Origin of the sequence: Chitinophaga ginsengisoli (assembly GCF_003014595.1) — a bacterium.
Taxonomy (GTDB): domain Bacteria; phylum Bacteroidota; class Bacteroidia; order Chitinophagales; family Chitinophagaceae; genus Chitinophaga; species Chitinophaga ginsengisoli.
On the sequence record NZ_PYGK01000005.1, the window covers coordinates 366,119 to 389,670 of the forward strand.

The window sequence follows — 23,552 nt, forward strand, 5'->3', positions numbered from 1 at the left end:
ATTCCCGCAAAGATATTAAATCCGGGTATAAGCTATATATGTAATAATGAAGTAGTATATATGCCGCCTGCTGCAAATAGACAGACGGCTGCCATTACATATACCTAACGCTGTTAAGCATCCTCTCCATAAAAAAGGATCACCTGATGGTAAGTGGTATTTATTTTTCTTCTGACTGTAATACAGAGAGGATATTCCCTGCGGGATCTTCAAACCAGGCTATTAATGGTCCGCCACTCCGCCGGCAGATACCTTTCTCATCTGTTTTGATCGGTTCGTTGTATTGTAGAAAACGGATACCTCTTGCTGTAAGCCCGTCTACAGCCTCTTCTATATTCTCTACGGGGAAATTGAGGATCGTAAAAGTGGCAGGAGTATGATTATCCTTCTGGTAGATCATGATGTTTCCTCCGCCATGGATGTTGAGCTGTAACACGTTACCATTCATTACTTCCTCTACATCAAGCCCAAGCGTATTACTATAAAATTCCTTCGCCTTATTAATATCATTTACTGAAAATCCACTGAATGCTTTGGTGTTTTTAAACATAATGATAAGGTTTGGTGAGTGATGGTAAGTTAATATCAATAAACGGACCGGAAGAGGGGTGAATGAGGCATATAGGAGGTGTACATCGGTCAGATATTTGGTATGTGGAATAAAATATATATCTTTGCGCCCCTCATCTATATACCTGGCCTAGATGAAATAAACAACATTTGTAACCCAAAAAACACTTCACATTCAGAAGTACAACAATGGAAAGGAAATTAGTATCTCCGGTTGTCATAGACGACATACAACCTATTGCCGGGGCTGACCTCATAGAAGTTGCCACCGTTAAGGGATGGAAACTAGTGGTTAAGAAAAATGAATTCAATATCGGCGATCATGCGGTGTATTGTGAAATAGATTCATTCCTGCCTGTCAGGGAGGAATTCGAATTCCTAAGGAAAAGCTCTTACCGTAAAATGGGAGAGCAGGAAGGTTTCAGGCTGAAAACAATAAAGCTGAGGGGACAGGTCTCCCAGGGACTCCTGCTGCCTGTTAGCCTGCTGAATGGATACACTTACCAGATCGGGGAAGATGTATCCGCACGTTTAGGTATTATCAAATACGAGCCCCCTGTGCCGGCAGCATTGGGTGGTATTGCAAAGGGTTTATTCCCTTCTTTCATGCCTAAAACAGACGAAGAAAGGATACAGAACCTGAGTGCGCAGTACGAGGCGTTTAAGGAACATACTTTTTACGTAACGGAAAAGCTGGACGGTTCCTCTGTTACCTTTTACCTGAACGAGGGTGTGTTTGGTGTATGCTCGCGTAATCTCGATCTTGAAGAAACTGCAGATAATACCTTCTGGAAGATAGCAAGAGCTGAAAACATCGAAGAGAAGCTGTCTGCCCTGGGGAAGAATATCGCTATACAGGGAGAGTTGATCGGAGAGGGAGTACAGGGTAATGCATACGGTCTGAGAGGACAAATGGTGCGCTTTTTCAACGCTTTTGATATCGACCGCTACGAATACCTGGCATTGGATGAATTTAAAGCGCTGATCGCTTCACTCGGATTGCAGACAGTGCCCATATTGGATCTGCAATACACCTTGCCTGCGTCACTAGAGGAATTGCTGACTATTGCAGATGGTGTGTCGGTGTTAAGTCCGCAGGGCAAAGCCGTAGAAAGAGAAGGATTAGTAATCCGCTCAACAGACAGAAAGATCTCATTTAAAGTGATCTCGAATAAGTTCCTGTTGAACGAAAGATAAAAAAGGTGCTCCGCCATACAGGCGGGCACCTTTTGGCTTAAATGAATTTTTTAAGGAAATAACCTACTGTTAAACCTAAATAGCCGTTGTAACTTCTGGTCGCATCATAACTGGTATTATTAGTTCCCAGGCTATAAATAACATTAAAGAACAGGCCATTTTTCAGTTCATAACCGGCGAGTAGGTTAATCCCCACATCGTAAGGTTTCATATAAGTTACATTCTCCTCATCATAATCGCGATTGAATGGTGGAGGTTTTTTATATTTTATGATGTCATAACCAAGCGAAGAAAACCGCCCATCCTGGTCATACCCCTCTACTCTTTCTCTTCCACTTATACCACGGCCGATATAGGGACCTGCTCCCAGAAATAACCTGCCATTACCGATCTTGGGTTTATACAACAGGTGTGCTTGTAATTCAAGATAAAGAAGGTGCCTTTTGTATTTGTAATGAGCATCATTTACATTGGCAATGGTGGAATAATTATAGCTCTTCTGGTTAAATATCAATTGCGGCTGCAGATAGAAATCCTTCCATAAATGTTGATCTGCTACGAAGCCGGTGCGCCATCCGGTTCCATAGGATACTTTATAGTTCGAGGGGGTCCAGTTGATGTCGGGATATACGAAGGATAAATTATATCCTCCGATAACACCCACGGATGTTTGGGCATAGACGGGTGCTATACTAATGACGAGTAGAATAAATAGTATGATCTTTTTCATTGAATCTGAATTATGCTGAACAGTGAGATGAATTACATAAGCACTAAATGTTGTGCTCCTTATACTGTGATAACATATTGCTGGTTAGCTGAATCTTTTCAGGAAGTAACCTGCTGTCAGGCCGAAATAAGTGTTTTTACTTTCAAATCCCTTGGTATACCCACGGTTGTTTAATTCCCTGCTATAGTTGACATTGAAAAAGAGGCCGTTCTTTAGTTCATAACCTGCAAGGAAATTAAATCCTACATCATAAGGTTTCACATGGAGTACATTACCATAACTGTAATCAGGTCTTTTGTTCCTGTAAACTATGGCCGTGTAGTAGGTAGTTCTTTGTCGCACTCCGTTCTGATCGTAAGCTTGCACATCCGATTTTTCTAAGCCACCGATGCCCCGGGCAATATAAGGACCTGCACCAACAAATAACTTACCCTTACCGATCTGTTGTTTAAACAGCAGATTGGCCTGTAATTCGAGATAGAGAAGCCGTGTTTTGAATTTACCAGTTGTATAAGCGGGTGCTACGTTAGTGGAGAAATTAGTATTGTACCCTTTCTCGTTCAATAATAATTGCGGTTGAAGATAGAATTTCTTCCATAAGCGTTTGTCTGCTACCAGTCCTGCCCGCCATCCTGACCTGGAAGTGATTTCGTGATCGGGCATTTCGTGTTTGGACTTAGGGAAAATGGAGTTTACATTATATCCTCCGATAATACCTACAGATGTCTGGGCAAAGACAGGAGCAACGCCAATAACCAGTGATGCTAACAGTATAATTTTTTTCATAAAGTTTTTGATTAGTTAAAACAAGGGAAAGGCCGGATCAATATAGCGCTTGTTCCAACTGCAGTATAGAACAGGCTCTATTAGTTAATCGAATCTTTTAAAGAAATAACCTACGCTCAAGCCGACATAGGTGTTTTTAGATTTATAACTATCATCGTAATACAGGTTCTTTAATCCACGGCTGTACACCGCATTGAAGAATAATCCATTCTTTAACTCATAACCTGCCAGGAAATTGATGCCTGCATCATAATGTTTTTCATAAACGTTGGGAGTATTATATACCACATTATTGCTGAACTTTACAGGTACCTGCATATCATAATCTGTTCTTTGTCCGCCCAGCGATGAAAAGCCTTTCGCTTTTGATCTCCCTGTAATCCCACGAGCCAGATAAGGACCTGCTCCCAGAAATACCTTGCCATGACCCAGCCGCTCCTTTAGAAGAAAATTGGCTTGTATTTCAAGATATAGTACCCGCAGATCACGTTCGGTCGAATAGTCGAATCTGTCTGGCGCGCCGATGCTGGAGATTTTTTCATGAAGGCCTTTGGTGTTTAATAATAATTGTGGCTGCAGGTATAACTTCTTCCATAGATGATGATCTGTTACCAGGCCAGCGCGCCATCTCGGTTTCAAAGAATAATCGTGATTAGCGTCTTGCTGCGGGCCTATGGGATACCTCCATGCCAGGTTATATCCTCCGATAACACCTATGGAGGTTTGAGCAAAAACAGGTAGCATGCTAATGGCCAGCAGGGATAATAGGATGAGCTTTTTCATGGTTTCCTGAATTGTTGAAATGGGTAATAGGTTGATTGAATATACTACAAGATAATACCAGTTAACTGAATTTCTTAAGGAGATAGCCTACGCTTACACCCCAATAAGTACTTTTAGACCTGTTCCCGTCTGTGTTATAACCCTGATAGTTTAAGCCGCGGCTATACACCGCATTAAAGAACAAACCATTCTTTAGCTCATAGCCGGCCTGAAAATTAATTCCGGCATCATAAGGTTTTTGATAAAGAACTGTAGGATCAGGAGTTTCTACTTTCCTTTTATATTTTACCGGATATGACCCATCGAAATAGAATCGTTCTCCTGTTACTCCGTTATAGCCTTTATATTTACACTTGCCACTTATACCACGACCCAGGTACGGCCCGGCCCCTACAAAAAATTTTCCTTTACCCCATTCCTGCTTGAAAATAAAATTAGCTTGTAGTTCAAGAGATAATAATCTCGTACTGGTTTTGTTCGTATAATCTACAGGTCTCAGGTCGGTATAGTGTTCTTTCTCTCCTTTGTTGTTCAACAGCAACTGTGGCTGTAGATAAAATTTCTTCCATAAATGATGATCAGCTACAAGGCCTGCCCGCCAGGTCGATAGGGGAGAATAGTCGCTAATGCCAACGGGCGATTGATATTGAGGATGACGGGATCCTGCATTATATCCTGCAATAACGCCAACGGATGTCTGGGAATAAACGGGTAACATGCTGATGGCCAGCAAGGCTAACAGTAGAAGTTTTTTCATGAACGCTTAGGTTTAGTGATCCGAAAATAAATCAATCACTCTAAAAGAAAAGTTAAACTCAGCAGTTTAACATGACCGGTTATCCTATTTTAACTTTTTATTTTCGTTTAAGCGATGCGGTAACACATTGCCATAACTACTACAGTCGTAACAGCCCCGCCATTTGTAGTATTTGTTGCAACATATTGCAACGGATCATTTTCGTTATTAAATGAACGTACCTTCGTTTTGTTGCCCTTTTATCAATTCTATTGAATGCTCAACAAAGTCGAGGGCGCTGTCTGGCCCTTTGTCGGTGGCCGTTATTTCCAAAAGTATCCGACGTACTTCCAATATTGCTAAGGCCTTTTCTCTAACTTCCTCAGAAATCTCAGGCGCATATTTCCGTAGAATTTCGTACGCCTGGTATCTTGGCTCATACTCCATTTCGCAGACCATGTTTACAACTTCAATAAAGCTGTCCTTCACGTCCAAATTCTCCAATGCATATACCAAAGACCCATTGTGATGAGCCAACTTCTTGTCATTGATTTTTTCAATTATAAAAGGAATCGCCCTATTGTATTTAACGTCGGAAAGAATGAAGGCTATTTGATTTCTAATGGTGTGATCTTCTGCAACAACAAAAAACCGTAGCAGTTCTTCTTTATTCTCTTCGCTAAGATTTTCAGCATTTATCCCTTTTAACGCATGATATAGTTCTGTCTTCATAGCATAGTTTGCTTTTATCCGGCCAGGCAGCCTGACTGTTTAAAGTTAACAATTTTGTCGTCCGTCAAACAGTCTTAATTTCGGGGGCTGGCTACACATGTTAAATATTGAACGTGATGGTCTGATTGACAATGGGGATGGTGACAGGAACGATGGTTTGAAAATATTTAAATACCGCATTTGAGTATATATACTCATCGCAGTATACGCATCTGTTTCTATTATTTATCTCCTGCTTTCAACCGTATAAATGAAGCTGTCAGACTTGTAATACCCTAAGTTTAGTTCTATGGGTTTGTCCGACTGATCATATACAAAACGTTTGCGGAACAATATAGGGCTGCCCGCATCTATCTCCAGTTTACCGGCAATGAAATTATCCGCCGCTTTTGCGCTGATCTCTTCTTTGGAAAGTGTTGCAATGACATTATAATCCTGCTCCAGTATCTCGTATAGTGGACGTTTAAAATCTTCTTCACCGTTAAGACCGATGATGGGATGAAAGTAAGACACGAAATATACAAATGGTCCCTCAGGGCGTCCTCTTAACCTTTCCAGTTTCAGGACCTTTTCTTCCGGTTTGATATCAAAGAAGTGAATCAGTTCTTCATTCGGCTTCCCCCAGCTGATATGTAGTTCGAAGTTCCTGATGGGAATCCCCCTTGCTGCCATCTCCTGTGAGAAACTTTTCCAGTTCATGGATTTTGAACTGACTGTCTTCTCCGACACTTTAGTACCGATACCTTTCTTCCGGATCAGCAATCCTTCGTATACCAGTTTATTCAGGGCCTGCCTGAGCGTGGTACGGGAAATCCTCAGTTGTTGAGACAATTCGACTTCATTGGGCAGGAATTTGCCATTCCTGAACTGAGGATCTTCAATCATTTTCCGCAATAATTCCTCGGCCTGGATATGCAGGGGAACGGCACTGTTATGGTCAATAGAAAACTTCATATGAAAAATAGAAAGGTCAAAAGTAATAGACCCGGTTCATAAAAGCATCAAAAAATATTTGCTTTCTACGTCCATTGTCTATATGTTTGTACATATGAAAGCATTTCAAAGTACAAAGTTACGCTTATTTGTACAGAAGTGCTGGTAAATTAAGGGGGATTGTGCAGATATTATGTATGTACATATAGCTTATCTATAAACTACTGACCTGGAATATGACAAAGTATTTCCTGCTTTTACTGGTATGGTGCAGTATCTATACCACCACAAAAGCGCAAGACAAAGAACAGGTATTCACTTCAATAGAACTGAAACCTACCGTCGCTTACCTGAAGTACGAAGGAAGAGCCGCCAGGATGGTACACCTGCTGTTTCACGGCGGGAAGAACTATGCCGCAGCTACAGCCTTTATCAGTTTTAACGGACTGAATGACAGTATCCCGGTCAATGCCGGCGGAAAAGGCATGGAGGTATTTGAACTGCCCCTGCCCGGCGGCCCGGTACAACATGAAACGCAGTTATATGTGAAGCTGGCTGCCGGTGGCAAGGAATACACCGCCCGCTGTATGGTAGCGCCTGCACCCGAGTGGAAGGTATACCTGCTGCCGCACTCTCATGTGGACATCGGCTACACCAATGTGCAGGAAAAGGTGATGCGCCTGCATATGAACAATATAGACGAAGCTATTAAGATTGCCCAGCGTACGCAGGACTATCCCGCAGACGCCCGTTATAAGTGGAATACAGAGGCTTTCTGGGTGGTAGACCACTATCTTGCTGCTGCAGACGAAGCGAAGAAAAATGCCTTCTGGGAAGCTGTTAAAAAGGGATGGATCAATATCGATGGTGCTTATGCCAATATTAATACCAGCGTGACCGATTCCCGCCAGCTCATGCAGATGTTCCACACAGCAGTCAAGACGGCGAAAGAACACGGTCTGACGATCAATACCATGTTCCAGGGTGATATTCCAGGTGCTTCCTGGGGCCTTTCCAGTCAGTCGGCTATTACCGGTATCCGCTATTTCTGGGGGGCGCCCAATGCGGGCGACCGTATCGGTAATTCACCTAAATGGCGTGACAGACCTTTCTATTGGCAGTCGCCCGGTGGTGAGAAAATGCTCTACTGGCAAAGCGAACCTTATTCCATTGGTTATGCACTGAAAGGCAGTAAGATCCCGAACTTCTTTACTATTGAAGATCCTGTGCCTTATTATACCGGTAAACCTTCAGAGAACTTCCTCAATCCATACCTGTTTGACTATCTCGCAGCGCTTGACAGGAAGAAATTCCCTTACAACATGACGATTATGACATGGGCTATGAGTGACAACGCGCCGATAGATCCGGAGTTGCCCGATGCCGTGAAGGAATGGAATGAGAAATTTGCTTCACCCCGGCTGATCATCACCTCCGTAAAACAGTTCTTCGGCGATTTTGAAGCTGCTTATAAGGATAAGATCCCTGTTGTTGCCGGCGACTATACAGAATTCTGGACCGATGGTATTGCTTCTGCGGCAAAGGAGACAGGATATAACAGGAATGCTTCAGAAAGACTGCAACAAGCAGACGCTGTCTGGGCCCTGCGTAATAAACCGGGATATCCTGCAAAAGACTTTGATACCGCCTGGAACAATATCTTGTTGTTTAACGAACATACCTGGGGTGCATATAACAGCACCTCCAATCCCGAAGATCCGAAAGCTATTTCCCAATGGGGATATAAACGCTCCTTCGCCTTAAAAGGGAAAGAACAGTCCACCACACTGTTGGAAAAAGCAGGAGAAGGAGCCGCGATACCCAATGCAGTGGATGTATACAATACGATCGGTTATACACGCTCCGGACTGGTGATCCTGTCTGCTGCACAAAGTGCAGCCGGTGACCTGGTAAAAGATGCCAATGGGAAAAGTGTGCCTTCCCAACGACTGAGCACCGGAGAACTGGCGGTATTGGTACAACAGATCGCTCCTTTCTCTAAACAGCGCTTCACCATTCATGCGGGTAAGGCATATAGCAATACAAAAGCTACAGCCACTACCACTACTATACAAAATGGCTTATACAAAATAGTACTGGACGAAAAAACAGGCAATATTATTCGCCTGGAAAGAACAGGTATTGTTGCTGATATAGCAGACTCCGGAGGTTTGAACCAGTATTCCTACCTGCCGGGCGACTCACTCGAGAAGATACAATATGCCGGTCCGGCAAAGATCAGTATGAAAGAGAAAGGACCTCTGGTAGTGAGCCTGCTGGTGGAATCTTCCGCTCCGGGTGCTAATGCATTAAGCCGGGAGATAAGACTGGTAGCGGGAGTGGACCGTGTAGAGATTATCAACACGATCGACAAAAAAGCTATCAGCACAAAAGAAGGTGTACACTTTGCTTTCCCTTTTAAGGTGGCAGATGCACAGGTGCGATACAGCATTCCCTGGGGAAGTATTCATGTAGAAGCAGATCAGCTGAAATATGCCAACAGGAACTGGTATACCGCACAACGCTGGGTGGATGTATCTAACAAAGCATACGGTATCACCTGGTCAACGCCCGATGCACCGCTATTTGAAGTAGGTACACAAACGAGCGCTGATATGCTGGGAGGATTGTATGATTCTCCGAAATGGATCGACTTTACAGAGCAACGCCCCGCGTTGTATTCCTGGGTAATGAACAACCTGTGGCACACAAACTTCCGCCATGCACAGGAAGGCCTTACCACTTTCCGTTACTATCTGCAGGTACATCATGCGTATGATGCCTTTGCAGTAAATCAGACAGGGCTCGCTAATCACCGGCCGCTGATAGCCGCTCCTGCAACCGGAAATGCCAGCGAAGCCCTCTTCTTCAACATCGACTCAAAAGCAGTATACATAGAAAGTATCAAACCTGCGGATGATGGCAGGGGCGTGGTACTATGGCTGGTGAATACAGCAGCAGAAGAAGCACCTGTTACATTCACGGCAAAGGATAAAGCAACCGGCTTGAACATATGGGAAAGCAACATGCTGGAAGAATACAAACAGCAGTTGAATAACAAGGTAACACTTGCTGCCAAAGGCGTCATGATGTTACGTGTAGCGCAAAAATAACAGTAATAAGATTGAACATGTTGAGTAATGCAAAAACAGCCCCTGTTATCAGCAGGGAAAATCAGGAATCACAAAACTGGCGTACTTCCGGGCAATACCTCCTGCCCTTACAGCAGACAACAGTCCCGGAAGGATATAATATCTATCCGACGCATGCCTTAGGCCGCGGTAAGATCAATGAAGGGTATGAAACACTGGCTGCCTGGATCGTCACACAGCGACGGGTGCAGATAGATGGCTATACAGGTATACTTTGGGAACAGATACAGCACTCGCTGGATGAGATCTTCAGCCGGCAGTCACTGAAGGTACAATGGCATTTTACAGCAGCGGCATTAAAAGACGAAGCTACTATAGAGCAAATGGTCCGCCCGTTTGTAGGTGAACCGGGAACCGTATGGGGAACACGTACTTCCTTACAAGTGGCTGACTTTTTCCAGGAAGAAAAGCTGGCTGCTATGCAGTCACAACCCGGCTATGACCTGCATATCGTGATCGGCACCGGCGCTGCACTGATACAGCAAGACATTCCACTGATCTACCTGGATATGCCCAAGAATGAACTGCAGTACCGGATGCGTGCAGGCGCTGTTACTAACCTGGGTAGCACTAAGACTGGCACAGCAACGGAAATGTATAAACGCGCCTATTTTGTGGATTGGGTAGTGCTGAATAATTATAAGCAATCCCTGGCAGACAGGATCTCCATCTTTGCGGATACGCAGTGGGGAAATACGCTGACATGGATAAAAGCTAAAGACCTGCAGGCCGGTATTGAACAGATATGCCGGGATACTTTCCGGGTACGTCCCTGGTTTGAAGCGGGCGCCTGGGGCGGGCAGTGGATGAAAAAACATATCCCGCGGCTACCGCAGGAAGAGGTGAACCTCGCCTGGTCATTTGAAATGATTGTACCGGAAAATGGTGTGCTCTTCGAAAGTGACAGCTATCTTTTTGAGATTCCCTTTGAATGGCTGATGTTCCTGCAACATAGGGCTGTGTTGGGAAAACACGCTGCTATTTTCCAATATGAGTTTCCCATCCGTTTTGATTTCCTGGATACCTTTGATGGTGGTAATCTATCTATCCAGTGCCATCCGGCATTGCCCTATATCCGGGAACAGTTCGGCGAGACCATTACACAGGATGAAACGTATTATATCCTCGATTGTAAAGAAGATGCCAGTGTATATCTTGGTTTTGCGGAGGGGATTGATCCGGTGCAATTCAGGGGCGCCCTGGAGAGCAGTCAGCAGGAGAACAGGCCAATACAGATCACGGATTATGTACAGCAGCATACCGCCAGTAAGCATGACCTGTTCCTGATCCCCAACTGCACGGTGCATAGTGCTGGGGCGAACAACCTGGTACTGGAGATCAGCGCCACGCCCTATATCTTTACATTCAAGATGTACGACTGGCTGCGTCCCGGATTGGATGGGAAACCAAGACCGATCAATATTGAGCATGCGTTTAAGAACCTGGACTTCAGCAGGCAGGGCGCCCTGGTAAAAAAGGAACTGATTTCCACACCAGCACTGATAGAAGAAGGCGACGGCTGGCAGTTATGGCATCTGCCCACACATGCGCAGCACTTTTATGATGTACACCGCGTGGAATTAGATCGGGAAGTTACCTTTGCCACCAATGGTCTTTGTGAAGTGATGATGCTGGTGGAAGGAACGGTGATCGCCGTAAGAACGGCCAGCGGAAAGGAAACAGTGTATCATTATGCGGAGACTTTCGTGATTCCAGCAGCAGCAGAAAGCTATACCCTTGTTAATAAAGGACCGGGAAAAGCAAAGGTGGTAAAAGCCTTTATCAAAGCCGAACATCCGGTCTTCAGCACCATCAGTTATGAAAACACAATCTGATTTTCTCCTCGTTATGACCACAGTGGTTGCCTCATTGGGAGGTTTCCTCTTTGGCTTTGATATGGCGGTCGTATCCGGCATATTACCTTTTGTAAGGCAGCAATTCGCACTGTCTGCCGTTCAGGAAGGATGGTTCGTATCCTCTGCACTGGCAGGCTGTATTGTGGGCGTTATCATCGCTGGCAATCTGAGCGACCGCCTGGGCAGAAAGAAACTACTTTATCTGGCTGCTTTGCTTTTCCTGCTGGCAGCATTGGGGTGTGCTTCCTTTCATGACCTTTCCTGGATCATTACAGCCCGTATTTTGGGTGGAGTGGCAGTTGGTATCGCTTCGAGCATTGTACCGCTGTATCTGTCTGAAATTGCCCCGGACGATAAAAGAGGGAGGCTGGTCACCTATTATCAGCTGGCGGTCACTATTGGTATCCTGGTGGCTTATTGCAGCAATGCACAATTACTGGCTTATGCAGAGGCCCATCAGCACGATACCGGTGGCGGACTGGTACACTTCCTGTTTGTGAAGGAAGTATGGCGTGGTATGTTTGGTCTTGGAATGCTACCCGCAGCACTATTCCTTTTGGGACTACTCTGGGTGCCTGAAAGCCCACGCTGGTTGATGCAACGTGGACGCTCAGTTGCCCAGGAAGGGTATGCACCCTTATTTCATCCCGCTATGCGCAGGGCTTTGCTGATAGGGATACTATTGCCACTGTTCTCACAGTTCAGCGGTATTAACGCCATCATCTATTATGGGCCTACGATCCTGAATAATGCAGGTATTACACTGAGTAACTCATTTCTCAGCCAGATCATTTTCGGAGCAGCTAACGTGTTCTTTACCATCTTCGCGATCTGGAAGGTAGATAGTCTCGGCAGACGTCCCCTGTATCTCTGGGGGACCGCAGGCGCCACTATCAGCCTGATTATGACAGGTATCTGTTTCTATACCGGCGCTACAGGTATCGCCCTGCTCTGTTGTGTATTGGCTTTCCTGGCTTTCTTTGCATTCTCGATCGGACCACTGAAATTTGTGATCGCAGCAGAGATCTTCCCCGACAATATCCGGGCAAGGGCATTATCTTTAAGCATCATGGTGATGTGGGTGTCAGACACTATCGTCGGACAACTAACACCTGTACTTTTGCGTAGTATCGGCACAGCACAGACCTTCTGGTTCTTTGCCGCATTCTGCCTGGGTGCATTCGTCGCGGTTTACAGACTGCTGCCGGAAACGAAAGGGCAATCTTTTGAACAGATAGAGCAATATTGGAAAAATACAACGAAACAAACAGCATGAAGGATACGCAGGTCTTAAGTGTGGATATAGGCGGCTCACATATCACAACTGCATTGGTGGATATGCAGCGCAGGACTTTTCTGCCTGATTCCATCTATCGTGAACATATCGATTCCCATGCCGGTGCGGCAGATATTATCAGCAGATGGAGCTATGTGATGAAGAAAAGTATGCTGGCCGGCAATAACGTGCATCGTATCGGTATCGCCATGCCAGGTCCCTTTGATTATGAAGAAGGGATCTCCCTGATCAAAGGTCTGCATAAGTATGATGCCCTGTACGGCCTGAATGTGAAAGACCTGCTGGAAGAGCAACTGGGCATCGACAAAAAAGATATCAGGATCATGAACGATGCCTCCTGTTTCCTGCAGGGGGAACTGTTTAACGGTGCTGTGAAAGGGGAGAAGGAAGTGTTGGGACTGACCCTTGGTACAGGCTTCGGATCATCCGTAGCAGATAATGGCATAGCACAGGAAGGCACTTTCTGGAAAACGCCTTTCCTGGATGCTACTGCAGAAGAATACTTCTCTACCCGCTGGTTCATTCGCCGCTACGAAGAACTGAGCGGCGAAAGGATAAAAAGCGTGAAGGAACTGGCTGCCATCGCAGGGCAATCCACTTATGCGTTTACGGTATTCCAGGAGTTTGGCTATAACCTGGCCATGTTCCTGCTGGAACAGCAGCCCATTCCCGCATTGGTGGTGTTGGGCGGAAATATCACCCAGGCATTCCACCTGTTCCGGGCCAACCTGGAACATCATATGAACGGCACCCGCTTCGTGGTATCTGAATTGGGAGAAGAAGCCATCTTGCTGGGAGCAGCAGGCTTCTGGGAAATACCCCGGTAATAGCCTTATTAATGCGATGGTTTATAATACAGGATCACCACGCCTGAGCGGAAAGTCCTGGCTTTCATAAACTGCAGGTGTATATTTTCTTCCATGTCCCTGAACATCGGTACGCCATGTTGTATAAAAACAGGATGTACCCATATCTGGAATTCATCGATCAGACCATCCTGTATAAACGATCTTACAATACTGCCACTGCCGTAGATGATCATATCTTTCCCGGGCAACCGTTTCATTTTCAATACTTCTTCACTGATATTCTCTTTCACCAACCTGGTATTGCTCCAGGTAGCATATTCCAGTGTCTGGGAAAACACGACCTTGTTATGATTGTTCATCATATCCGCATATTCCAGTTCTATTCCGGTGAATGTCTTGTTGGGCCAGTAGCGCGCCATTCTTTCGTAGCTCACGCGGCCCAGCAGGATGGTATCTGTTTTGCCCAGCTGATCGCAGAAATAGATTGACATTTCGTCGCTCCACAAGGGGAAGTGCCAGTCCAGCTCTCCATCGGTCCCGGCCATGAAACCATCAAGCGTGACATTCATAGATACGATTATCTTTCTCATTGAGTTAGAGATTACTTCTCAAAGTCAAAGGTACTATGACAAGACAGGTTGGAAGGGGCGTAATCCAGACTTGTAGCGGGGTTGTTTCTGACATCTAAATTTCCTTATTTTTGCCAAGCAACCTGTTTATTAAACGCTGATCCCAGATGAAACACATTTCAATCCTCGTGCCGGATGAGGCTGTATTAGGCACCATCTCTGATACACGTTACATGTTCACCACACTGAACGAGTTCCTTGAATCAGATGGTAAACCGTCCATGTTTAAAGTACAGTTGGTCGGTCTGACCCACGATATTCCTTTGAACCAGGGCCTTTTCTCTGTGCATCCTGATGTACTGATCAAGGATGTGAAGAAAACAGACCTGATTGTCATTCCCGCACTAAGCGGTAATCTGAAAGCTACCCTGGAAAGGAATAAAGCCTTCATTCCCTGGATCATCGATCACTATCATAATGGTGCAGAGGTAGCAAGCCTGTGTATAGGCGCATTTATGCTGGCCGCTACAGGATTGCTGGATGGAAAGGAATGTTCCAGTCACTGGGCTTCTGCCGGCGAATTCAGGGATATGTTCCCTGATGTGGACCTGATAGATGGCAGGATCATTACAGAGGAACAAGGCTTATACTCAAGTGGTGGCGCCTCTTCCTACTGGAACCTGCTGTTGCACATCGTTGAAAAATATACGGACCGTGCATTGGCCATCAGGATAGCCAAGCTGTTTGCGTTGGAAATAGACAGGAAAACGCAATCGCCTTTTGTCATGTTCAACGGACAAAAGAAACATGAGGATGAACCCATCAAAAAGGCACAGGAGTTTATAGAAAGCAACCTCACAGAAAGGATCTCTGTAGACGATCTGGCTTCTAAATTTGCCATTGGCAGAAGACATTTCGACCGCCGTTTCAAGAAAGCGACCAACAATACACCCGCTGAATATATTCAACGGGTGAAGATTGAGGCCGCAAAGAAATGGCTGGAAAACAGCCATAAGAATGTGAATGAGGTCATGTATGAAGTAGGCTATAATGACACCAAATCTTTCAGAACAGTCTTCAAAAAGATTACAGGATTGTCGCCTATCGATTACAGGAACAAATACAATAAAGAAGCTGCGGTAATGGCCTGACCTAATCCAGGAAATTGGTGGTCAGCGTATCCCACACTTCCCTGCCATTACCGTTGAATACCTGTTTCAACGCATACATCCCGAATCCCTTCGCCTGGGAGAATTCTATTTTAGGCGGCATTACCAGTACAGACGGATTGACTACCGCATCTATCAGTACAGGGCCATCGTGTGCGAAGGCCTTTTCCAGTGCGGTACCTACATTGGCCGGATCTTCCAGGCGGATGCCTTTAATACCTATTGCCTCGGCCATACGGGCGAAGTCAGGATTTTTCAGATCAGTGCCATGAGGCGGAAGCCCTGCTACCTTCATTTCCATCGCCACAAAGCCTAAAGAGCTATTATTAAACACGACAATCTTCACTGGCAGATTATACTGCGCTATCGTGAGAATATCTCCCATCATCATGGCAAAGCCACCATCTCCTGACAGGGAGATCACCTGTCTGCCGGGATAGGTCAATTGTGCCCCGATAGCCTGCGGCATAGCGCTGGCCATCGAGCCATGATTGAATGACCCCAACAGCCGCTGCCCTTTTTTCATTTGCAGATAACGGGCTGCCCATACCGTAGGCTCCCCCACATCGGCCGTAAAAACGGCATTATCTGACGCCAGTTCATTGATCATATGCGCCAGGTATTCCGGTTGTATAGGCGTCTTTTCGGCCTTTCCGCTAGCCTGGCCATCGAGTGTTGCCCGGCTGCTCCTGTAGTGTTCCACGCACCTGTCCAGGTAAGAGCGGTCCGTTTTCCGTTTTACCAGTGGCAGCAGGCAATGAAGGGTTTCCTTCACATCTCCTACCAGGCCAAGGGTGATATTACAACGCCTGCCAAGGCGCTCCGCCCGGATGTCTATCTGTGCGATCTGCGCCCGGGAAGGGAACCAGTCCTTGTAAGGGAAATCAGTTCCCAGCATGATCACCAGGTCGCTGTTTTCCATAGCATGATAACCGGAAGAAAAGCCTATCAGGCCTGTCATACCCACATCAAAGGGATTATCATATTCCACATATTCTTTTCCACGCAGGGCATGCACCATGGGAGAAAGCAGCTTTTCCCCTGCAGCGATCAGTTCATCATGTGCACCGGCACAACCGCTGCCGCAGAGCAGGGTGATCTTTTCTGAGTGGTTGATCAGTTCTGCCAGTTTATTCAGTTCACCGTCGGAAGGACGTATGGTGGGGCGGCTGATCATCAGAGGATGTTCCAAACCATTGCTTTCTATGGTCTGCATGGCTACATCGCCTGAGAGGGCAATCACGGCTACGCCGCCGAGTCCGACGGCATTTTGCATGGCGATCTGCAATACCCTTGGCATCTGCCGGGCGGAGGCAATGGTCTCGCAATAGTGGCTGCACTCCCGGAAAAGGGATTCTGGCCGCGTTTCCTGAAAATAGGCGGTACCTATCTCCGTGCTGGGGATCTGGGCAGCGATTGCCAGCACAGGGGCCATGCTCCTGTGGGCATCGTACAATCCGTTAATGAGGTGCATATTACCAGGGCCGCAGCTGCCGGCACATACTGCCAGCTTCCCTGTTAACTGTGCTTCCGCGCCCGCGGCAAAGGCTGCCGCTTCCTCATGGCGGTAATGTATCCATTCTATTTCATCATGCTGGCGGATCTCGTCCGTAATACTGTTCAGGGAATCTCCCACCACACCATGTACTCTTTTGACACCAGCGGCTACCAGTTGTTCGACTATTTGTGCAGCAATCGTTTTGGGCATAAAACAAAGTATTATTTACTTAAATGTACACTTAATATCAACGTGTTATAACTCAGTAAGGATTCTGCCAACAGAAACCGTGATCTGTACAAAAAAACTGAAGCAGTCACCATTTTTGTACCGGCAGATTGTCTTATACTTGCTGCTTAAACGTAGACGTCATGATCACAGCGGTAACAACTCCGGCCGGAAATAATGCCATTTTAAAGGGTATCACAAAGGAACAGGCAGCGCAGATCAAAATCCCGAAAAAATTTATCAGCCGTAAGGAAGAGATCTACCGGGATTATCTCAGACTGGTAGATGAGCACCTGGCTGACATCGTAGCAGAGCGGACAGACAAAATGAATGAGCTCAGAGATTTTGCCGAGGCATTGTTCATTCACCCTACACACCTCAGCAATGTCATCAAAGAACATACCGGCTATCACCCTTGTTTCTTCTATGAGGAAAAGCTGTTGAAGCTTGCGAAGGAATTGTTGCTGGACAACAAACGCTCTGTAGCAGATGTGGCCTATTTACTCACCTACGACCCTTCCAACTTTACCAAGTGGTTTAAATCATTTGAAGGAATAACCCCCACACAATTCAGGCGCTTACATCAGCAGGCTTAAAAAATACTGAAGTAGGTACCATTTTTACTGAAGAGGGTACCATCATCCCCGTACGCTGATGTGCCAACTTTGTACTGTAAATCAAACACAGTACAAAATGAAAACAACGAAGAAAATAGCACTTGTAACCGGTGGCAGCCGCGGATTAGGTAAGAATATGGTGATGGAACTGGCAAAAGACGGACATCATGTTGTATTCACTTATAACAGTAAAAAAGAAGAAGCGCAGCTCGTCATTGCCGAGGTAGAGAAACTTAATGTACAGGCGATAGCACTACAACTAAATGTAGGTGACACTAAATCGTTCCCCGCTTTTAAAGCCAATCTGCTACAGGCCCTGAAAGAGAAATGGGATACTGCAAATATTGATTTCCTGGTGAACAATGCCGGTATTGACCGCGCCTCTCTCATCTCCGACACAATTGAGGAAGACTTTGATGATTTGATGAACACCCACTTCAAAGGCGCTTATTTCCTTACACAGACCTTACTGAATGTGATTGCTGATGGTGGAAGGATCGTGAACATCTCCACTGGTCTGGCAAGGTTTGTAACACCTGGTTATGCTGCGTATTCTTCCATGAAAGCAGCCATATATAACTTCACAAAATACCTGGCAAAGGAACTGGGGCCAAGAAAGATCAACGCCAATGTAGTAGCCCCTGGTATTATCGAAACGGACTTCACCCGTGAAGCGCTGGAAAATCATCCTGGTGCAAAAGAATACCTGTCAACCCAGATAGCATTGGGACGTGTTGGTGTGCCAGAAGATATAGGCGGTGTGGTTGCCTTCCTCTGCAGTGAAAGGGCCAGGTGGATCACCGCTCAGTGTATAGAAGCATCCGGCGGAATGTTTCTGTAACAGTACAAAGAACGATGAATGGCGAAAAGGGTTGTAAACTATTGTTTGCAGCCTTTTTTTTTTACTCAATACCGGACAGGGAATGTCTCAAAAATGAACATATGGGTATAAGTATAATGCGTAGTCGTTTTTATAATAGAAATATATAGATTGGCATTGGCTTGGTGAATGAACATGCCGAATAGTCTAACACGCCCACCGATGCTTAAAAACTACCTAAAAATAGCCTGGCGAAACCTGATGAAGGATCGCCAGTTTACGTTGCTTAATCTGGTTGGTTTGTCTACCGGATTGACCTGCGCAATACTGATCTATCTATGGATCAATGATGAAGTACATGTTGACAGGTTTCATGAGAAGGACGGTCAGCTTTACCAGGTAATGACCAATGTAGAAAATTCGGAAGGTGTACAAACAATGACGGCTACACCGGGCATCCTGGCAAGGACCCTGAAAGCTGACCTGCCGGAAGTGGAATATGCTGCTGCCGTTATTTATCCTTACTGGTCGGGAGAGACTACATTGTCTGTGAAAGAAGAGAACCTGAATGCAGTAGGCTACTATGCCGAAAAGGACTATTTCAACATTTTTTCTTACCCGCTTTTACAGGGAAATAAAGACCAGGTCCTGGCAGATAAGAACAATATTGTTATCTCAAAACAGCTGGCACTAAAACTGTTTCATACCACAGAAAATGTAGTTGGCCGTACTATTGAGTGGCAGCATGAAAAGCAATACCAGGTATCAGGTGTGTTTGATGATATTCCTGACAACTCCTCCGTAAAGCATGATTATGTCCTGCCTTTTGACATATACCTGGAACAATATTCCTTCCTGAATTCCTGGGGAAATATCGACCCCGCTACTTACCTGGTATTAAAGAAAGGCACACATATAGATCGGTTCAATAAAAAGATTGCAGACTTCACCAGGACTAAAGATAAGCAGGCAGGCTATAAACTGTTTGCCCGCCGTTATTCATCGGGGTACTTATACAATCGGTATGTGAATGGTATGCTGGCAGGAGGAAGGATAGAGTATGTGCGGATGTTCTCCATTATTGCCCTTTTCATTCTCATTATAGCCAGTATCAACTTCATGAACCTGTCCACCGCCAAAGCCTCTAAACGACTGAAGGAAGTGGGTATCCGGAAGGTGGTAGGTGCAGACAGAAAGCTGCTTATTTTCCAATACCTGGGAGAATCAATCCTGATCACTTTCCTGGCACTGGTGGTTACACTGATATTGTTACCTTTTCTATTGCCTGCCTTTAACCATATTACCGGCAAGCAGATCTCCCTGCATGCTGATCCTGTGCTGTGGTTGTCTGTTCTGGGCATTACTCTTTTTACGGGCATACTGGCCGGATTTTACCCTGCCTTTTATCTTTCAGGCTTCAATCCCATTGCCATCCTGAAAGGTAAATTACGGGCTTCTTTAGGGGAAATATGGGTACGGAAAGGATTGGTGATGTTCCAGTTCATTATTTCTGCCGTATTTATCATTGCTGTACTGGTGGTATATAAACAGATCAGGTATATACAGACAAAGGACCCCGGTTATAATGTAGACAATATTATCAGCTTCCAATTGGGATCGGAAGTAGTAACAAAAACGCCGGTGTTTGTGAATGCCATCAAAAACCTGCCCGGAGTAGTAGCCGCATCCAGCATAGACCATACCAGTATAGTGGCTGATTATGGTAGTACTTCGGATATTCACTGGGAAGGTAAACAACCGGATAATAAAACCAGTTTCGCTAACATAGGTGTGTACTATGGTGCTATTGAGACATTGGGTATGACCATGAAAGAGGGAAGAAGTTTTAATAGTAATGTGAGTGCAGACAGTACGGAGATCATCTTCAATGAAGCTGCCATTAAAAGCATGGGACTTAGTAACCCTGTAGGTAAGACCGTAAAGATGTGGGGTGTGAACAGGAAAATAGCGGGAGTCGTAAAAGACTTTAATTTCGAATCAGTACATGAGCAGGTAAAACCCTTTGCCATGCGACTGGAGCCTGCAGCTACCTACAGGATACTGGTCAGGATCAAAGCCGGTAAGAACCGTGAAACGATAGACCAGCTACGCAATGCTTATGAGAAATTTGATCCCGGATTTCCCTTCGTTTATAAATTCGTCGATAGTGAATACCAGTCGCAATATACTGCTGAAAACCGCCTGGGCGCTTTATCCGCGTATGCCGCAGGACTGGCAATTGTGATATCCTGCCTTGGTTTGTTTGGTCTGGCTGCTTTCACCGCACAAAGAAGAAATAAGGAGATCGGCATCCGCAAAGTACTGGGAGCATCAGAAAGAAGCGTAGTGGTCATGCTGTCGGCTGATTTCCTGAAGCTGGTGCTGGTCGCTGTTTTTATCGCCTTCCCCCTGGCCTGGTGGCTCATGGATCAATGGCTGGCCGGTTTTGCCTATCGTACAGCTATTGGGGCAGATGTATTTTTAGTCGCCGGTATCGCCACTGTGTTTATCACATTGATGATTGTTAGTTATCAGGGTATCAGGGCCTCGCTGACAAATCCGGTGAGGAGCCTGAGAGCAGAGTAGGAGACTATAATTGGGAGGGGCTAAACCACCTTTTTATGAATCACGTCCATAAGCGGACATAATAAATAATTCCCTTGTATGCTGAAGAACTATCTTAAAACCGCTTTCCGGAGCCTGTGGCGCAACAAGCGTTATGCATTTCTCAACATCACCGGTCTTACCCTGGGTATCACTGTTTGCCTTGTGATTTATGTGATCATTCAATATGAGCAAAGCTTCGATATGTTCCATACGAAGAAAGACCGCATCTACAGAGTAATTACGGTAATGCCGGAGGAAAGTGGCCAAACCAATTATACACAGGCTGTGCCTTTCCCTGTGCCCACGGCGTTGCCAAACGATTTTTCAGCGTTCGAAAAGGTATCGGGCATTATACAAATGGGTAAAAGACTGGTAACACTGGAAAATGGGAAAGGCAACATTCAGAAGAAATTTAAACCACTGGTATATTTCCTGCAACCCTCATTCTTCGACATATTTGACTACAGGTGGCTGGCGGGTAATAAAGCTACCGCGTTGAGCGATCCTAACTCCACGGTGCTGGCACGTTCCACTGCGGAGAAATATTTTGGCGACTGGCACAAGGCCATGGGGCAGGTCGTCAAACTTGACCAGCACTTCGACCTGACAGTAACAGGTATACTGGATGATCCACCTAAGAACACAGAGTTCCAGTTTGATATGGTGGCAACTTATGCCATGCTTAAAATAAACGAGATAAAGGATTGGGTAACGATAGATGATATTCATAATTGCTATGTGCTGTTACGCCCCGGGCAGAATGTGGAGACGATCAACCGGCAATTGATCGCTTTCTCGAAAAAATATAAAGATCCGAAGAACAAGACCACGCATATGCTACAGTCCCTGGGAGATGTGCACTCAGATAAACGCACGGCGAACTTTATTGGTCGTGTGGCATCACCTGAACGGATAAGGATGTTGTGGATAATCGCTGCTTTTATTTTACTCATTGCCTGTGTGAACTTCATCAATCTGGCCACTGCACAGGCAGTGAACCGTGCGCGTGAAATCGGGGTGCGCAAGGTATTGGGCAGCAACCGCTGGCAGCTGAAAATACAGTTCCTGTCTGAAACTGCCATGCTGGTGTTAACATCCCTTTTACTTGCCTTAGTGTTGGCATTGTGCACGCTTCCATTTATCAGCAGGGTGATGGACCTGCCGCTGGATGCAGGTATGCTGGCTGCCTATAACGTATATATCTTACTGTGCTGCATCTTCCTGGCCGTTACCTTGCTGGCAGGCTTTTATCCTTCCATTATCGTGTCGGCTTTCAATCCCATCAATGCACTGAAGAGCAAGATCGCAGCCAGCAAAAAGACAGGTGGCATCTCCCTGCGCCGTGGTCTGGTGGTTTTCCAGTTCATTATTACGCAGGCATTGATTATTGGTACGCTGATCATCCTGCAGCAGATGAATTACTTTCACAAGCAATCCATGGGTTTTACCCGGGATGCCATTGTGAACGTATCTTTGAGTAAGGACAGCGCGGCCAATGCAAAGATTGCTTATCTCCGGGACCAGCTGCAACACATCAAAGGCGTACAGGAAGTGAGCTTTTCCGACGCCGCACCTTCCAGTAATGGTAACTGGTGGACAGGCTTTAGATTTGATCATCAGGCAGAAGAAACCAAATTCCCGTCCGTCACACGTTGGGTGGATTATAACTTTCTCAATACCTACGATATCAAACTCATAGCCGGCCGCAACCTCACCCGCACAGATTCCGTATGCGAGTTCCTGGTCAACGAAACCCTGGTTCAAAAGTTAGGTTTGAAACCAGCGGATGTGCTCAATAAAAATATGGATATATGGGGTGGAAGGATCCAGGGTATGATTGTGGGAGTGGTGAAAGATTTTGCTGCCGGTTCGCTGAAAGAGGCGGTGGCGCCCGTATTCATGAGCAATTTGAAACAGCGCTTCAGTAGTGTGGGGATAAGGCTGACCGCTGGAGCCGATGTTCCGGCTTCTCTAACAGCTATTGAGAAACTTTGGAGCGAGAACTTTCCTGAACAGATCTTTGAATACCAGTTCCTCGATCAGCGGATAGCGGAATATTATAAGGAAGAACGACAGCTGGCGCAATTGTATGAGATCTTTGCAGGCATTGCCATATTCCTTAGCTGTCTGGGCTTATACGGTCTTGCATCATTTATGGCAATACAACGTATCAAGGAAGTAGGTGTGCGCAAAGTGCTGGGGGCGACACCCACTCATATTTTATACCTTTTTTCGAGGGAGTTTATCCTGCTGATAGGTATCGCGTTTGTAATTGCAACCCCGCTGGTATGGTATTTCATGTATAACTGGCTCAATAACTTCGTGAACCGGATAGACATTAACTGGAGCGTTTTTGTGGCTGGAGGTATGGCGGCACTGGTCATAGCGCTGATCACTGTCAGCTCACAAGCTATCAGGGCGGCCATGATGAATCCTGTAGACAGTTTGAAAGCCGATTGACGA

19 protein-coding genes are annotated in these 23,552 nt (G+C 45.7%); 10 read left to right on the forward strand and 9 right to left on the reverse strand.

The features are described from left to right. Positions 1-160: 160 nt before the first annotated feature. Positions 161-550, reverse strand: coding sequence for a VOC family protein (locus tag CLV42_RS15045; RefSeq protein WP_106602740.1), 390 nt, complete (start codon positions 548-550; stop codon positions 161-163). Positions 551-759: 209 nt separating this feature from the next. Here CLV42_RS15045 and CLV42_RS15050 point away from each other — a divergent pair, with 209 nt between their 5' ends. Continuing rightward, positions 760-1,767 carry an RNA ligase (ATP) gene (locus CLV42_RS15050; protein ID WP_106602741.1) on the forward strand — a complete coding sequence of 336 codons (1,008 nt, stop codon included), beginning with the start codon at positions 760-762 and terminating at the stop codon, positions 1,765-1,767. Between the two features lie 37 nt (positions 1,768-1,804). On the opposite strand, the gene CLV42_RS15055 is transcribed toward CLV42_RS15050, so the two are convergent. The 6 genes from CLV42_RS15055 to CLV42_RS15080 all read right to left on the reverse strand — a co-directional run bounded on the left by CLV42_RS15055 (position 1,805) and on the right by CLV42_RS15080 (position 6,488). Then, positions 1,805-2,497 carry an outer membrane beta-barrel protein gene (locus tag CLV42_RS15055; RefSeq protein WP_106602742.1) on the reverse strand — a complete coding sequence of 231 codons (693 nt, stop codon included), beginning with the start codon at positions 2,495-2,497 and terminating at the stop codon, positions 1,805-1,807. Positions 2,498-2,581: 84 nt separating this feature from the next. Further along, a complete protein-coding gene (locus CLV42_RS15060; protein ID WP_106602743.1) occupies positions 2,582-3,283 on the reverse strand; it encodes an outer membrane beta-barrel protein in 702 nt (233 codons plus the stop codon). An 84-nt stretch (positions 3,284-3,367) separates the two neighbouring features. Beyond that, the gene (locus CLV42_RS15065; RefSeq protein WP_106602744.1) at positions 3,368-4,066 is read right to left on the reverse strand and encodes an outer membrane beta-barrel protein; all 699 of its coding nucleotides are present in this window, start codon (positions 4,064-4,066) and stop codon (positions 3,368-3,370) included. 61 nt (positions 4,067-4,127) lie between these two features. Further along, positions 4,128-4,823, reverse strand: coding sequence for an outer membrane beta-barrel protein (locus CLV42_RS15070; RefSeq protein WP_106602745.1), 696 nt, complete (start codon positions 4,821-4,823; stop codon positions 4,128-4,130). Positions 4,824-5,030: 207 nt separating this feature from the next. Further along, positions 5,031-5,534 (reverse strand): hypothetical protein, encoded by a 504-nt coding sequence (locus CLV42_RS15075; protein WP_106602746.1) that lies wholly within the window; start codon positions 5,532-5,534, stop codon positions 5,031-5,033. Positions 5,535-5,759: 225 nt separating this feature from the next. Then, positions 5,760-6,488, reverse strand: a complete 729-nt coding sequence (locus tag CLV42_RS15080; RefSeq protein ID WP_106602747.1) for a GntR family transcriptional regulator — start codon at positions 6,486-6,488, stop codon at positions 5,760-5,762. Between the two features lie 215 nt (positions 6,489-6,703). Here CLV42_RS15080 and CLV42_RS15085 point away from each other — a divergent pair, with 215 nt between their 5' ends. Genes CLV42_RS15085 through CLV42_RS15100 form a run of 4 tightly spaced genes read left to right on the forward strand, consistent with a single transcriptional unit; the run spans position 6,704 to position 13,599 of the window. Further along, complete coding sequence (locus CLV42_RS15085; RefSeq protein WP_106602748.1) at positions 6,704-9,580, forward strand: glycoside hydrolase family 38 N-terminal domain-containing protein; 2,877 nt, start codon at positions 6,704-6,706, stop codon at positions 9,578-9,580. Positions 9,581-9,597: 17 nt separating this feature from the next. Beyond that, positions 9,598-11,454 (forward strand): class I mannose-6-phosphate isomerase, encoded by a 1,857-nt coding sequence (locus CLV42_RS15090; RefSeq protein WP_106602749.1) that lies wholly within the window; start codon positions 9,598-9,600, stop codon positions 11,452-11,454. Then, positions 11,438-12,751 carry an MFS transporter gene (locus CLV42_RS15095; protein ID WP_106602750.1) on the forward strand — a complete coding sequence of 438 codons (1,314 nt, stop codon included), beginning with the start codon at positions 11,438-11,440 and terminating at the stop codon, positions 12,749-12,751. Before CLV42_RS15090 ends, CLV42_RS15095 begins: the two co-directional genes overlap by 17 nt. Beyond that, the gene (locus CLV42_RS15100; RefSeq protein WP_106602751.1) at positions 12,748-13,599 is read left to right on the forward strand and encodes an ROK family protein; all 852 of its coding nucleotides are present in this window, start codon (positions 12,748-12,750) and stop codon (positions 13,597-13,599) included. Before CLV42_RS15095 ends, CLV42_RS15100 begins: the two co-directional genes overlap by 4 nt. A gap of 8 nt (positions 13,600-13,607) precedes the next feature. Here CLV42_RS15100 and CLV42_RS15105 read toward each other — a convergent pair whose 3' ends face one another. Continuing rightward, entirely contained in the window at positions 13,608-14,171 is a 564-nt protein-coding gene (locus CLV42_RS15105; RefSeq protein ID WP_106602752.1) for a dihydrofolate reductase family protein, read from the reverse strand. Positions 14,172-14,317: 146 nt separating this feature from the next. On the opposite strand from CLV42_RS15105, the gene CLV42_RS15110 reads away from it, so the two are divergent. Beyond that, entirely contained in the window at positions 14,318-15,301 is a 984-nt protein-coding gene (locus CLV42_RS15110) for a GlxA family transcriptional regulator (protein ID WP_106602753.1), read from the forward strand. 1 nt (position 15,302) lies between these two features. On the opposite strand, the gene poxB is transcribed toward CLV42_RS15110, so the two are convergent. Continuing rightward, positions 15,303-17,027 (reverse strand): ubiquinone-dependent pyruvate dehydrogenase, encoded by a 1,725-nt coding sequence (gene poxB / locus CLV42_RS15115; protein WP_106602754.1) that lies wholly within the window; start codon positions 17,025-17,027, stop codon positions 15,303-15,305. 161 nt (positions 17,028-17,188) lie between these two features. Here poxB and CLV42_RS15120 point away from each other — a divergent pair, with 161 nt between their 5' ends. The 4 genes from CLV42_RS15120 (at position 17,189) to CLV42_RS15135 (ending at position 23,549) form a co-directional block, all read left to right on the forward strand. After that, positions 17,189-17,641: a helix-turn-helix domain-containing protein gene (locus CLV42_RS15120; protein ID WP_106602755.1), complete on the forward strand. Its 453-nt coding sequence runs from the start codon at positions 17,189-17,191 to the stop codon at positions 17,639-17,641. A 97-nt stretch (positions 17,642-17,738) separates the two neighbouring features. Next, complete coding sequence (locus CLV42_RS15125) at positions 17,739-18,503, forward strand: SDR family NAD(P)-dependent oxidoreductase (protein ID WP_106602756.1); 765 nt, start codon at positions 17,739-17,741, stop codon at positions 18,501-18,503. Between the two features lie 201 nt (positions 18,504-18,704). Then, complete coding sequence (locus CLV42_RS15130) at positions 18,705-21,068, forward strand: ABC transporter permease (RefSeq protein WP_106602757.1); 2,364 nt, start codon at positions 18,705-18,707, stop codon at positions 21,066-21,068. Between the two features lie 78 nt (positions 21,069-21,146). Continuing rightward, complete coding sequence (locus CLV42_RS15135; RefSeq protein WP_106602758.1) at positions 21,147-23,549, forward strand: ABC transporter permease; 2,403 nt, start codon at positions 21,147-21,149, stop codon at positions 23,547-23,549. Positions 23,550-23,552 lie beyond the last annotated feature (3 nt).

Bases quoted from the DNA above. Each gene is read 5' to 3' on its own strand.
- CLV42_RS15080 (WP_106602747.1), bottom strand. From the start codon at position 6,488: ATGAAGTTTTCTATTGACCATAACAGTGCCGTTCCCCTGCATATCCAG.
- CLV42_RS15100 (WP_106602751.1), top strand. From the start codon at position 12,748: ATGAAGGATACGCAGGTCTTAAGTGTGGATATAGGCGGCTCACATATC.
- CLV42_RS15065 (WP_106602744.1), bottom strand. From the start codon at position 4,066: ATGAAAAAGCTCATCCTATTATCCCTGCTGGCCATTAGCATGCTACCT.
- CLV42_RS15090 (WP_106602749.1), top strand. From the start codon at position 9,598: ATGTTGAGTAATGCAAAAACAGCCCCTGTTATCAGCAGGGAAAATCAG.
- CLV42_RS15125 (WP_106602756.1), top strand. From the start codon at position 17,739: ATGAAAACAACGAAGAAAATAGCACTTGTAACCGGTGGCAGCCGCGGA.
- poxB (WP_106602754.1), bottom strand. From the start codon at position 17,027: ATGCCCAAAACGATTGCTGCACAAATAGTCGAACAACTGGTAGCCGCT.
- CLV42_RS15060 (WP_106602743.1), bottom strand. From the start codon at position 3,283: ATGAAAAAAATTATACTGTTAGCATCACTGGTTATTGGCGTTGCTCCT.
- CLV42_RS15110 (WP_106602753.1), top strand. From the start codon at position 14,318: ATGAAACACATTTCAATCCTCGTGCCGGATGAGGCTGTATTAGGCACC.
- CLV42_RS15085 (WP_106602748.1), top strand. From the start codon at position 6,704: ATGACAAAGTATTTCCTGCTTTTACTGGTATGGTGCAGTATCTATACC.
- CLV42_RS15055 (WP_106602742.1), bottom strand. From the start codon at position 2,497: ATGAAAAAGATCATACTATTTATTCTACTCGTCATTAGTATAGCACCC.
- CLV42_RS15075 (WP_106602746.1), bottom strand. From the start codon at position 5,534: ATGAAGACAGAACTATATCATGCGTTAAAAGGGATAAATGCTGAAAAT.
- CLV42_RS15135 (WP_106602758.1), top strand. From the start codon at position 21,147: ATGCTGAAGAACTATCTTAAAACCGCTTTCCGGAGCCTGTGGCGCAAC.
- CLV42_RS15105 (WP_106602752.1), bottom strand. From the start codon at position 14,171: ATGAGAAAGATAATCGTATCTATGAATGTCACGCTTGATGGTTTCATG.
- CLV42_RS15050 (WP_106602741.1), top strand. From the start codon at position 760: ATGGAAAGGAAATTAGTATCTCCGGTTGTCATAGACGACATACAACCT.
- CLV42_RS15095 (WP_106602750.1), top strand. From the start codon at position 11,438: ATGAAAACACAATCTGATTTTCTCCTCGTTATGACCACAGTGGTTGCC.
- CLV42_RS15070 (WP_106602745.1), bottom strand. From the start codon at position 4,823: ATGAAAAAACTTCTACTGTTAGCCTTGCTGGCCATCAGCATGTTACCC.
- CLV42_RS15045 (WP_106602740.1), bottom strand. From the start codon at position 550: ATGTTTAAAAACACCAAAGCATTCAGTGGATTTTCAGTAAATGATATT.
- CLV42_RS15120 (WP_106602755.1), top strand. From the start codon at position 17,189: ATGATCACAGCGGTAACAACTCCGGCCGGAAATAATGCCATTTTAAAG.
- CLV42_RS15130 (WP_106602757.1), top strand. From the start codon at position 18,705: ATGCTTAAAAACTACCTAAAAATAGCCTGGCGAAACCTGATGAAGGAT.